This window comes from Thalassobaculum sp. (assembly GCF_965223715.1).
Lineage (GTDB): Bacteria > Pseudomonadota > Alphaproteobacteria > Thalassobaculales > Thalassobaculaceae > Thalassobaculum.
Genome location: NZ_OZ245012.1, coordinates 1,823,042 through 1,834,993 on the forward strand (window position 1 = coordinate 1,823,042; position 11,952 = coordinate 1,834,993).

The 11,952-nt window shown below is 68.7% G+C and carries 12 protein-coding genes and 1 riboswitch; of the genes, 3 read left to right on the forward strand and 9 right to left on the reverse strand.

Going from position 1 to position 11,952, the window contains the following annotated elements:
• Positions 1-86: 86 nt before the first annotated feature.
• Positions 87-1,640, forward strand: coding sequence for a L,D-transpeptidase family protein (locus tag ACOQOP_RS08420; protein WP_420565877.1), 1,554 nt, complete (start codon positions 87-89; stop codon positions 1,638-1,640).
• A gap of 82 nt (positions 1,641-1,722) precedes the next feature.
• Entirely contained in the window at positions 1,723-2,292 is a 570-nt protein-coding gene (locus ACOQOP_RS08425) for a DUF882 domain-containing protein (RefSeq protein WP_420565878.1), read from the forward strand.
• A 22-nt stretch (positions 2,293-2,314) separates the two neighbouring features.
• Here the strand turns inward: ACOQOP_RS08425 and ACOQOP_RS08430 are convergent, their stop codons facing one another.
• Complete coding sequence (locus ACOQOP_RS08430; RefSeq protein WP_420565879.1) at positions 2,315-2,767, reverse strand: hypothetical protein; 453 nt, start codon at positions 2,765-2,767, stop codon at positions 2,315-2,317.
• 139 nt (positions 2,768-2,906) lie between these two features.
• Between ACOQOP_RS08430 and ACOQOP_RS08435 the strand changes: the two genes are divergently transcribed.
• Positions 2,907-3,623, forward strand: a complete 717-nt coding sequence (locus ACOQOP_RS08435) for a GAF domain-containing protein (protein ID WP_420565880.1) — start codon at positions 2,907-2,909, stop codon at positions 3,621-3,623.
• 8 nt (positions 3,624-3,631) lie between these two features.
• On the opposite strand, the gene ACOQOP_RS08440 is transcribed toward ACOQOP_RS08435, so the two are convergent.
• The 8 genes from ACOQOP_RS08440 to ACOQOP_RS08475 form a co-directional block, all read right to left on the reverse strand.
• Positions 3,632-3,859, reverse strand: a complete 228-nt coding sequence (locus ACOQOP_RS08440) for a formate dehydrogenase subunit delta (protein ID WP_420565881.1) — start codon at positions 3,857-3,859, stop codon at positions 3,632-3,634.
• Entirely contained in the window at positions 3,856-4,686 is an 831-nt protein-coding gene (fdhD, locus tag ACOQOP_RS08445; protein WP_420565882.1) for a formate dehydrogenase accessory sulfurtransferase FdhD, read from the reverse strand. The genes ACOQOP_RS08440 and fdhD overlap by 4 nt, the downstream gene beginning before the upstream one ends.
• A 13-nt stretch (positions 4,687-4,699) precedes the next feature.
• Positions 4,700-7,546 carry a formate dehydrogenase subunit alpha gene (fdhF, locus tag ACOQOP_RS08450; RefSeq protein ID WP_420565883.1) on the reverse strand — a complete coding sequence of 949 codons (2,847 nt, stop codon included), beginning with the start codon at positions 7,544-7,546 and terminating at the stop codon, positions 4,700-4,702.
• 11 nt (positions 7,547-7,557) lie between these two features.
• Positions 7,558-9,114: a formate dehydrogenase beta subunit gene (locus ACOQOP_RS08455; protein ID WP_420565884.1), complete on the reverse strand. Its 1,557-nt coding sequence runs from the start codon at positions 9,112-9,114 to the stop codon at positions 7,558-7,560.
• On the reverse strand, positions 9,111-9,602 hold the full coding sequence (locus ACOQOP_RS08460) for an NAD(P)H-dependent oxidoreductase subunit E (protein WP_420565885.1): 492 nt from the start codon (positions 9,600-9,602) through the stop codon (positions 9,111-9,113). The genes ACOQOP_RS08455 and ACOQOP_RS08460 overlap by 4 nt, the downstream gene beginning before the upstream one ends.
• Before the next feature lie 301 nt (positions 9,603-9,903).
• Positions 9,904-10,335 carry a GNAT family N-acetyltransferase gene (locus tag ACOQOP_RS08465; RefSeq protein WP_420565886.1) on the reverse strand — a complete coding sequence of 144 codons (432 nt, stop codon included), beginning with the start codon at positions 10,333-10,335 and terminating at the stop codon, positions 9,904-9,906.
• Between the two features lie 94 nt (positions 10,336-10,429).
• Positions 10,430-11,218 (reverse strand): hydroxyethylthiazole kinase, encoded by a 789-nt coding sequence (gene thiM / locus ACOQOP_RS08470; protein ID WP_420565887.1) that lies wholly within the window; start codon positions 11,216-11,218, stop codon positions 10,430-10,432.
• Positions 11,219-11,261: 43 nt separating this feature from the next.
• Positions 11,262-11,357, reverse strand: a riboswitch (TPP riboswitch).
• A 50-nt stretch (positions 11,358-11,407) separates the two neighbouring features.
• Positions 11,408-11,926, reverse strand: a complete 519-nt coding sequence (locus tag ACOQOP_RS08475) for a PAS domain-containing protein (protein ID WP_420565888.1) — start codon at positions 11,924-11,926, stop codon at positions 11,408-11,410.
• Between the last annotated feature and the right edge of the window lie 26 nt (positions 11,927-11,952).

Sequence of the window (11,952 nt, forward strand, 5' to 3'; positions counted from 1 at the left end):
GGGTAGGCCTGTCAATCTTCCCTTTGACGACACAGTCTTATAGGGAACCATAGGCATTCGAGACATTTGGACCGCGGGAGCCCTGAATGACCGGCCAAACCCACGCCAGAACCGCCCTGCGCACCGCCCTGGCCGCTCTTATTCTGATCGCCGGACTGTCGGCCCGGGCCGACGCCCAGACAATCGCCCCGACCGCCGAGACGGCCGCGGCGGTGGAGAGCTTCCACGCCGCGCGGACCGACCGATATGCCTGGGTCGAGGAGACCGAGACGCCCACCCTCAACGCCAAGGGAGCGGCCGTGGTGCGGGTGCTGGAGCGGGCGGAGCGCCAGGGCCTGCGCGCGGCCGACTACAGGCTCCCGGCCACCGACTCGCCGACGGCGCTCGACCATGCGGTCAGCCTGACCCTGCTGCGCTACCTGACCGACCTGCAGGCCGGTCGGGTCGCGCCGAAGAAGGCGGACCCCGCCCTCTACGTCTTCCCGCGGGAGGTCGACGGTCTCGCCCTGCTGGAGGCGGTGCACGCCGCCCCGGAGACAGCCAAGGCGATGGCGGATCTGGCGCCGGCCAACCCGGTCTACCGCCGCCTGCGCCGGCTGCTGCTCGACTACCGGACGCTCGCCCGCACCGGCGGCTGGCATCCGGTGTCGGAGGGCCCGACCCTGAAGCCCGGGATGACCGACCCCAGGGTATCGGAAGTGCGCCGCCGCCTCTCCTCCACCGCGGACCTGACCCCGGTATCCGGTGCCACCGACCTCTATGATCCGGCGCTGGAGAGTGCGGTGCGCCAGTTCCAGCGGCGCCACGGGCTCGATTCCGACGGCGCGGTCGGGGCGAAGACGGTGGCCGCGATGAATGTGCCGGTGCAGGACCGCATCCGACAGATCGTGCTGAACATGGAGCGGTTCCGCTGGATGCCGGACGAGTTCGGCGACGACCATGTCTTCGTCAACATGGCCGGGTTTGAGCTCGATTATGTGGTCGGCGGGGTCACCCGGCTGGCCATGCGGGTGATCGTCGGCCGCCCCTACCGCGAGACGCCGATCTTCAGCGACCAGATCCGCTACATGGAGTTCAACCCGACCTGGAGCGTGCCGGCGAAGATCGCCGCACAGGATCTGCTGCCGAAGATCAAGAAGGACCCGTCCTACCTCTCGGCGGGCGGCTACGAACTGTTCGCCGGCTACCAGAACGACGCGCCGCGCGTCGACCCCGCCTCCGTCGACTGGGCGGCGATCCCCAAGGGCCGGTTTCCCTACCGCCTGCGCCAGGCCCCCGGCGAGAAGAACGCGCTCGGCCAGGTGAAGTTCATGTTCCCGAACCAGTTCGACGTCTATCTGCACGACACCCCGGCACGGGAGCTGTTCGCCAAGTCGGTGCGCAACTTCAGCTCCGGCTGCATCCGGCTGCAGAAGCCGATCACCCTGGCCGAAGTGATGCTGGCCGCCGATGGACAGGACCCGGGACAGGTCCGCAGGATCCTCGACAGCAAGAAGACCACCCGGGTCAACCTGAAGACCCCGGTGCCGGTCCACCTGACCTACCTGACCGCCTGGATCGGCGAAGGCGGAACCGTGGAGTTCCGCGACGACATCTATGGGCGCGACGCCCTGCTGGAGAAGGCGCTGGGCTTGATTTGACGGCGATGAAAAGGCTTGCGCGGCGCCGCAAACCGATGGAAAGAGGGTCTCTCGCGCCACGGCGCCTCGGAGACCATCGGACATGACGGAACACTTCGCTTCCTCGCCCCGACGCCGGGTTTCGCGGCGCGCGGCCCTGGGTGCTTTGGCGCTGCTGATGACCGGCGGCACGCCGGCCCGCTCGGCGATCGTTGCGGCCCACGACACCCGCAAGCTGAAGATCGAGCATCTGCACACCGACGAGCGGCTCGACGTCACCTATTTCCGCAACGGCCGCTACGACGCCGAGGCCCTGCGCAAGATCAATTACTGCCTGCGCGACCACCGCGACGGGACGGTCCATGCGATCGACACCCGGGTGCTGGACTACCTGCACGACCTGTCGTTCCGCCTGGGCATTACCCAGCGGATCGGCATCGTCTGCGGCTACCGGTCGCCCAAGACCAACGAGGCGCTGCGGGCCAGCAGCTCGGGCGTGGCCAAGCGCAGCCTGCACATGCAGGGCATGGCGCTGGACATCCGCGTTCCGGGCATCCGGGTCAGCACCCTCGCCAAGGCGGCGATCGCCATGAACCGGGGCGGCGTCGGCCTCTATTCCCGGTCCAATTTCCTGCATATCGACTGCGGCGAGCCGCGGACCTGGGGGGCGTAGACCGCCCCTCCTACCCTGCCGTCTACGGGCAGGCTTCCCCCAGCCGATAGGTGTAGCGGGTGGCCTCGCCGGCGGCACCGCTGACATGGTCGAAGATCAGCGACTGGCCGCTGCGGATGACCCGGAAGCACCCTTCCTGTCCCTGCGCCCAGCCGTTGTTCCATGTCCGGCAGTACAGGCCCTCATCGGTGACCCGCCAGATGCCGGCGGCGTCCTCGCGCCGAGCCCCGGCCAGGACGACCGCCTCCATGGTGCCGTCGCGCATATGCCGGCCGGTATAGCGCCACTGGCCAAGCAGCTGGCTGCCGCAACGGGTCAGGGCATTCCCGGTGACGGTCTGGCGGATCTCCGGGGCGTTCAGCACCGTCGGCCCGGTCTCCGGTGTCGCACAGGACGCGACGGCGAGGGCAAGAAATGCGACACCGGCGATGCCGAGCCGTTCCGCTATCCTCTTGAGGTGGCTCAGAATTCTCATTTCCAGGAAACTCCCTCAAAGTTAATAAAATTTATCCGCAAATTGATAAGATGCCGATGCTATAGGACTGAGACATCCGCAGACGCCCCAGCCGGTCTCCGGCCGCCGGGTCGGCGCGTAGCAAGTAGGTATGACAGGCATGTTGAGCGTCCCCCTCCCCAGTAACGAAAACGATCGGCTCGCCCAACTCATCTGGTTCCAGATCCTGGACACGCCGCCTGAAGAAAGCTTCGACCGTATATCACGAACGGCTGCCCGGGTCCTGCAGACGCCGATCGCGGCGGTGTCTCTGGTCGATGGCGACCGGCAGTGGTTCAAGTCCGTGTGCGGCCTGAGCATCAGCGACACACCGCGCGACATGGCCTTCTGCTCACACACCATCCTGCAGCGCTCGCCTCTGGTGGTGGAGGACGCGCTGGAGGATACCCGTTTCAAGGACAACCGACTGGTCACCGGCGAGCCCTATATCCGAGCCTATGCCGGGGTGCCGCTGGTCACCGAGGACGGGTTCGCGCTGGGCTCGCTCTGTGCCATCGACACCAAGCCCCGGCACTTCACCGACGACCAGATCGCGGCCCTGCAGGACATGGCCGACACGGTGATGGACCTGATGCGCTATCGGCTGCTGCGTGCCGACGTGCGGCAGGCGACGGACATGTTCTCCGCCCAGGTCAGCCACGAGATCCGCACGCCGCTGAACGCCGTGATCGGGTTCTCAGAGGCGCTCCGCAGCGGGGTCTACGACGCCGACCCCCAGCGGGCCCGCGAGTATCTGGACATCATCGCCCGCTCCGGCCGCGACCTGGACGACACATTGGGCCGGCTGCTCGACGAATCCCGCCTCAAGCGCGGCTAGTCCCCCGGTCAGGCGTGGGCGGCCTGCTGGTGGACGACCCTCTTCGCTCCCGCCAGGGCGAGCTCGTTGAACCCCGTCTCGTCCTCGGCAAGCTGGGCGGCGAGGTCGGCGCGCATGCGCGGGTCCCAGAAATCGATGATGTGCTGAGCGACACCGGCGACCGCCTCGTCCCGCGGATAGGGCCGGTGGAAGTCGGCGATCTGGTTCGCCATGCGGATGATGTCCTGGCGCTTCATGCCACCTTCTCCGTGCGTGAGTTCTGTCCGGCCTCGAAGACCATGATCCCGTTGGCCGCGAGGCTGGCGAGGCCCATGCCGCAGCGCCCGGCCACGTCGATCGCCAGCTTGCTGGGGGCAGAGACCGCGGCCAGGAACGGCGCGCCGGCGACCGCCGCCTTCTGCACCAGCTCCACGCTGATCCGGCTCGAGATCAGGATGAAACCGTCGCGCGCGTCCAGCCCGTCACGGGCGAGCGAACCGATCAGCTTGTCCAGCGCGTTGTGCCGGCCGATATCCTCGCGCACCCGCTCGATGGTCCCGTCCGCCCGGCAGAACGCGGCGGCGTGGGTGGAGTGGTTCGACCGGTTCATCACCTGGGCATCGCGCAGGGCATCATAGGCGCGGGTCAGGGCTCCGGCCTCCGGCGTGCGGCCCCGCACCCGGGGCGGCCGCGGGACGGCGGCCTCGATGGTCTGGGCGCCGCAGATGCCGCAGCCCGACCGGCCGGCGATGGAGCGTTTGCGGTCCTGGGCAGCGTCGGCATAACGGTCGGCGACCCGCAGGTTCAGCAGATAGCCGTCCCCCGCCTGGCCGATCCGCAGGCTCTCGATCTTGGCGACCGACGGCACGATCCCCTCGGTGAGCGCGAAGCCGACGGCGAAATCCTCCAGATCGGCCGGGGTTGCCATCATCACGGCAAAGCTGTCGCCGTTGACAAGGACTGCGACCGGCGTCTCCTCGGGCACCTGCCAGGCCTGCACCCGCGCGTCGCCGCCGGTTACCAGGGTACCGGTGACTTCGGGCGAGACCTCGCTCGCGGTGCCGTCGAGGCGCCGGATCTCCATCACTCGGCCCCGGTCATTCCGCCGCCACCACGAACTGGCGCTCGTGCACGTCGCGGAAGTGCTCCTGCCAGTCGGAAGGCTGGTTCGACTTGGTCACCTGCACCGCCGTTACCTTGTATTCCGGGCAGTTGGTGGCCCAGTCGGAATACTCCGTGGTGATGACATTGGCGCCGCTCACCGGGTGGTGGAAGGTGGTGTAGACCACGCCCTGGGGCACGCGGTCGGTGATGGTCGCGCGCAGGGCGGTAGCGCCGATGCGCGAGCCGACACTGACCATGTCGCCCTCGCCGATCCCCCGCTCCTCGGCGTCGTGCGGGTGGATCTCCAGAATGTCCTCCGGATGCCAGCGGCCGTTCTCGGTCCGCCGTGTCTGGGCACCGACATTGTACTGGCTGAGGATCCGGCCGGTGGTGAGGATCAGCGGGAAGTGGCGGTTGGTCCGCTCGTCGGTGGCGACGTATTCCGTCACCATGAACCGGCCCTTGCCGCGCACGAAGCCGGTCTTGTGCATGGTCGGCGTGCCGTCCGGTGCGGCCTCGTTCACCGGCCATTGCAGCGAGACGCCACTGTCGAGACGGGCATGGCTGACACCGGCGAAGGTCGGGGTCAGGGACGCGATCTCATCCATGATCTCCGCCGCGGAGGCGTAGCCCATACCCTCGTAGCCCATGGCGTTGGCGAGACGGCAGACCGCCTCCCATTCGCTCAGGCCGGTCGCCTCCTTCATCACCGGGCGCACCCGGTTGATGCGGCGCTCGGCATTGGTGAAGGTGCCGTCCTTCTCCAGGAACGAGGTGCCCGGCAGGAAGACATGGGCATAGCCGGCGGTCTCGTTGAGGAACAGGTCCTGCACGACGACGCAATCCATGGCCTCCAGGGCCGCCGTCACATGCACCGTGTTCGGGTCGGACTGGGCGATGTCCTCGCCCTGGACGAAGATGCCGCGATAGGTGCCGTCGATGGCGGCGGCCAGCATGTTCGGGATGCGCAGCCCCGGCTCGGCCAGCAGCGGCCGGCCCCAGGCCTTCTCGAACAGCGCGCGGGTGGCGTCGTCGGAGACGTGGCGGTAGCCCGGGAACTCGTGCGGGAAACTGCCCATGTCGCAGGAGCCCTGCACGTTGTTCTGGCCGCGCAGCGGGTTCACGCCCACGCCCTCGCGGCCGATATTGCCGGTCGCCATGGCGAGGTTGGCCATGGCCATGACCATGGTCGAGCCCTGGCTGTGCTCGGTCACCCCCAGGCCGTAATAGATCGCGCCGTTGCCGGCGGTGGCGAACAGCCGGGCGGCGGCCCTCAGGGTCTCCGGCTCCACGCCGATCCGCTCGGCCAGGGCTTCCGGCGAGTTGCGCTCCTCGGCGACGAAGGCGCGCCAGCGCTCGAAATCCTCGCCCTCGCAGCGTTCGGCGACGAACCTTTCGTCCACCAGCCCCTCGGTGACGATGGTGTGGGCCAGCGCGTTCATCACCGCCACATTGGTGCCGGGACGGAGCTGGACGTGATGGGCCGCCTTGATGTGCGGCGACTTCACCAGATCGATGCGGCGCGGGTCGAGGACGATGATCTGCGCGCCCTCGCGCAGCCGCTTCTTCATGCGCGAGGCGAAGACCGGGTGGCCGTCGGTCGGGTTGGCGCCGATCAGCAGAATGACGTCCGCCTTCTCCACCGACTTGAAGTTCTGGGTACCGGCCGAGGTGCCGAAGGTGGTCTTCAGCCCGTAACCGGTCGGCGAGTGGCAGACCCGCGCGCAGGTATCGACGTTGTTGTTGCCGAAGGCGGCCCGGATCATCTTCTGGACGACATAGACCTCCTCGTTGGTGCAGCGCGACGAGGTGATGCCGCCGATCGCGCCTTTGCCATGGTCGGCCTGGATCTTCTTGAACCGGTCGGCGGCGAAGGAGATCGCCTCGTCCCAGGAGACCGCGCGCCAGGGATCGGTGATCTTGTCGCGCACCATCGGGGTGGTCACCCGGTCCTTATGCGTGGCGTAGCCCCAGGCGAAGCGGCCCTTCACGCAGGAATGGCCCTCGTTGGCTCCGCCGGACTTCTGCGGCACCATGCGCGCGACCTTGTCGCCCTGCAGCTCCGCCTTGAAGGAGCAGCCCACGCCGCAATAGGCGCAGGTGGTCTCCACCGAGCGGGTCGGCACGCCCTTCTCCACCACCGAGGCTTCCATCAGCGTGGCGGTCGGGCAGGCCTGGACGCAGGCGCCGCAGGACACGCATTCCGACGAGAAGAAATCGTCGATCTGGGTCCCGGCTGACACCATGGAGGCAAAGCCACGGCCGTCGATGGTCAGCGCGAAGGTGCCCTGCACTTCCTCGCAGGCCCGCACGCAGCGCGAGCAGACGATGCATTTGGCCGGGTCGAACTGGAAATACGGGTTGGAGGTATCGACCGGCTTGCGACTCTCGGCGGCGAAGTGGTTCGCTCCGTCCATGCCGTAGCGCACCTCGCGCAGGCCGACCACGCCGGCCATGTCCTGAAGCTCGCAGTCGCCGTTCGCCGAGCAGGTCAGGCAGTCCAGCGGGTGGTCGGAGATGTAGAGCTCCATCACCCCCTTGCGGATCTTCGCCAGGCGGTCGTTCTGGGTGGTGACGACCATGCCGGCGCGCACCGGGGTGGTGCAGGAGGCGGGCGTGCCCTTCACCCCTTCCACTTCCACCAGACACATCCGGCAGGAACCCCAGGGGCCCAGGCTGTCGGTGGCGCAGAGCTTCGGGATCGGCCGGTCGATCTGCGAGGCGGCGCGCATGATCGACGTGCCCTCGGGCACGGTGACCTCGACGCCGTCGATGGTGAGGGTGACCGGAGCGCCTTCCTTGGCGGGCGTGCCGTAGTCCTGTTCTTTCAGAAGGGCCATCGCTCGCACTCCTACTCGGCCGCCATCAGGGGGCGGGTGTCGAAATCCTCGGGGAACAGACGCATCGCGGAGAGCACCGGCATCGGCGTCAGCCCGCCCATGGCGCAGAGCGAGCCGTCGCGCATGGTCTCGCAGAGATCGGCGACCAGCTCGAGATTGTCGGCGACGTTCTCGCCGCGCTGGATCTTCTCCACCGTCTCCTTGCCCCGTACCGCACCGATCCGGCAGGGCGTGCACTTGCCGCAGCTCTCGATCTCGCAGAACTCGAAGGCGAACCGCGCCATCGCCGCCATGTCGACGCTGTCATCGAACACCACGATGCCGCCATGGCCGAGCATGGCGTCGTTGCCGGCGAAGTTCTCGTAATCGGTTGCCAAGTCCAGCATCGCCGCGTCGATATAGGCGCCGAGCGGGCCGCCGACCTGGGCGGCGCGGAACGGCCGGCCGGACGCGGTGCCGCCGCCGAACTCCTCCACAAGCTGGCGCAGGGTGACGCCGAACGCCTTCTCCACCAGACCGCCATGCCTGATGTTGCCGGCGAGCTGGAACGGCTTGGTCCCGCGCGAGCGGCCCATGCCGAATTCTTTGTAGTAGGCCGCGCCCTTGGCCATGATCACCGGGACGGTGGCGAGGGTCAGAACGTTGTTCACCACGGTGGGCTTGCCGAACAGGCCGTGGATCGCCGGGATCGGCGGCTTGGCCCGCACGGTGCCGCGCTTGCCCTCCAGGCTCTCCAGCATCGAGGATTCTTCGCCGCAGATATAGGCGCCGGCACCGCGGCGGACATGCAGGCGGAAGGTCTTCCCACTCCCGCCGATATTCGCACCGAGCCAGCCCGCCTGCTCCATCAGCTCGGCGGCGGCGGTCATGGTGGCGATGGCGTCGGGATATTCGGAGCGGATGTAGATGTAGCCGTCCTCCGCGCCCACCGCGAGGCCGGCGATGGCCATGCCTTCGATCAGGGTGAACGGGTCGCCCTCCATGATCATGCGGTCGGCGAAGGTCCCGCTGTCGCCCTCGTCGGCGTTACAGCAGATGTATTTCTGGCCGGCCGGCTGATCGTGCACGGTCTTCCACTTGATGCCGGCGGGGAAGCCGGCCCCGCCGCGGCCGCGCAGGCCGGACTCGGTGATGGCGGCGCAGATGGCAGCCCCGTCCATCTCCAGCGCCGCCTTCAGCCCGTCGAGCCCGCCCCAGGCGCTGAGCGAGGCGTGGTCCAGCGGATCGATGACCCCGACACGGGCGAAGGTCAGCCGCTCCTGATGCTTCAGAAACGGGATCTCCTCGGTGAGACCCAGCGCCAGGGCGTGGTGCCCGTCGCCCGACAGCAGCCCGGCCTCGAACAGGCCAGGAACGTCCTCGGCGGCGACCGGCCCGTAGGCGACGCGGCCGGCGGCGGTCTCTACCTCCACCAGCGGCTCCAGCCAGAACATGCCGCGGGAGCCGTTGCGCACGATGGTCACGGCGTCGCCGCGCTTGTCGGCCTCCGCGGCGATGGCCTTGGCGACCGCATCGGCGCCCATGGAGCGGGCGGCGGAATCCCGGGGAACGTAAACGGTGACAGTCATGAGCGGGCCTCCCGCACGGCGGTGTCCAGGCGGGCGGTGTCGACGCGGCCGACCAGCCTGCCGTTCACCATGGCGGCCGGGGCCAGCGCGCAATTGCCGAGGCAATAGACCGGCTCGATGGTGACGCCATCGTCGGAGGTGCCGCCGAGCGTGATGCCGCGGGCGGCGCAGACCGCCTCGATCAGCGCCAGAGCGCCCATCGACTGGCAGGCCTCGGCGCGGCAGAGCTTGACGAATACGGGGCCGGCCGGGGCGCGGCGGTAGTCGTGGTAGAAGCTGACCACGCCATACACTTCGGCGCGGGAGAGGTTGAGGGCGCTGGCGATGGCCGGCAGGGTCGCCTCGGGGACGAAGCCGGTCGCCTCCTGCAGGTCGTGCAGGATCTCCAGCAGGGCCGCCGGATCGTTGTCATGACGCGCGCAGATCGCGGTCGCCTCGGCCACCGCTCCGGCCGGAGCCGCCATGGGGGCTGTCTCAGCCTCGATCATCCGTGCCTGTCTCCCATTCACCAGCACTGTCGACCGACACGGCGCAGTGTTCCGGACACGATGGGCTCAGCCGCAAGTTGCGGTCAAATCGGACGATTCAATGTGTTGATAGACGCGCTCTATGGTGCAGTGCGGGGGAATGGGCACATGGCAGCGCTCCAAATCCGTCTTCCCGGGTCCTGCCCCGGGATCCAGGCTTCGGGCCGCTGGGACGACCGGAGTGGGTGTCCGGCACTCCGGTGAGCGTCACCCGCGGTCCCGGCGCAAGGCCGGGAAGACGATATAGAGGTAGGTTCCCCCCTCACGCCTCCGTCAGATACCCCCGCGCGAAGGCCGCGTCCTGGTCCTCGAAGATCGCCATCGCCGTCGTCATGCGGCGGAAGCCGTATTTGCGGTAGATCGGCTCCTTGCCCGGCACGGCGTAGAGCAGGATCTTGCGATGGTGGCGCACCCGGTCGAGCAGGCGTCGGATGACCTGGCCGCCGAGGCCCTGGCCCTGGTGGCTGGGAAGGACGACGATGTCGCCCAGATAGGCACAGTCCGCCCCGTCCGACAGCGCCCGGCCGGCGGCGACCAGACGGCCGTCTTCGCGGGCGAACTCGCGATACAGGCTGTTGGTGAACACCGTGCGCAGGAAATCCGGCGTCTTGTCGCCCAGCGGGGCCGCACGCACCAGATCGGCCAGTTCCTCCCAGTCCACGTCATCCGCCGACTGGCTCCACTCGATCGCCATCCGTCACCTCACCGACTAGGTCGCGCGGTGTGGATAGCCGAACGGGGCGCCCTCCGTGCAGGCCCAACCGGACCGGCGCGGAGCGGTCCAAACCTCAGACCGCCTCGATCCGGGCCTCGGCGTCGAGCTGCTCCGGGGTCATCTCGGAGAGCGCGTCCATCAGGGCGGGACCGAAACTCCCGGGTCCGTCAGCCCTGTCGGCGGCGATCTCGCCGGCCCGGCCGAAGCAGGCATGGGCGGCGACCGTCGCCGCGAACGGGTCCTGGCCGACCAGGAAGGCGCCCACCACGCCGGTCAGCGCGCAACCCATGGCCGTCACCCGGCCCATCAGCGGGCTGCCGCCGGCGATCCGCATGGCCCGGTCGCCGTTGGTGACGAAGTCCACCGCGCCGCTGACCGCGACCACGCCGCCGGTGCGCTGAGCCAGATAGCGCGCCGCGTCCTCGGCGGCCGCGACCGGGTCGCCGGCATCCACCCCCTTGCCGCTGGCCACCTCCCCGCTCAATGCCAGGATCTCCGAGGCGTTGCCGCGGAGCACGGTCGGATTAAGGGCGAGGAGCCGAGCCGCCAGCCGGTTACGGAAGCCGGTCGCCCCCACCGCCACCGGATCCAGCACCCAGGGCTTGCCCGCCGCCGAGGCGGCCTGGGCGGCGGCGACCATGGAGGCCTCCCACCCGGCATCGGCGGTGCCGATATTCACCGTCAGGCCGCCGGCGATCCCGGCGAACTCGGCCGCCTCCTCGATCGCATGCACCATGGCCGGCGAGGCGCCGACCGCGAGCTGGGCGTTGGCGACCACGTTCATGGCGACGAAATTGGTGATGTTCTGCACCAGCGGGGCGGTGTCCCGCAGGGTCTTCAGGTGCATGCCCGCGCTTTTCATGGGATGCCTTTCCGCCACCGGGGCCGCAGCGGCGCCCGCCTTCTGTCGGCGGACCCGCAACTTCCTCCGCCGGCATGATCCGGTTCAGGTTCGAAGGGTGCTTCTCAGCCCGCAGATGCGGACGCCCCCGTGCGTCCTTGGAACGTGGGCCCGCGGACGGCGTCGCGCAAGACCGGACGCCCGACGGGGTTAGCGGGCGGAGCCGAAGAACATCGCGCCGATGAAGCGGTCAACCTTCTGGCCATCATCGGCCAGCGGCAGCACCAGGGCCTCGTAGGACTTGTGCTCCTTGCCGAGCCAGTCCACCACGCCCCAGACCCGCACCGGCTGACGGGTGTCGCGCACTTGTCGGTAGAGATCGAGCCCGTTCTGCCCGAACACGTCGCCGACCGTGCGGCCGGTATTGTCCCGGCCCACATGCTCGGTGATCTCCGTTCCGATCAGGGTGTAGCGGAAATCGTCGATCTCGGGCTCGACCTGCACCACGAAGAGCGAGCCCAGGCAGTCCCGCATCTCCAGCGGGTCGAAGTCCCGGCGCGCCGGCAGCAGGTCGTCCCGGCATTTCGAGCGCCAGGCCCGCAGCAGCCCCTGCAGCTTTGGGCTGACCAGGGACAGGGTCCAGTCCCACCCGCCCGCCTGCGGGGTCGGCGAGGATCCGGATCCGTCGGTGATGCTGAAGACGATCGGGCGCAGGCACGTGGTGACCATCGATACACCCTTCTTATACAAGGGTT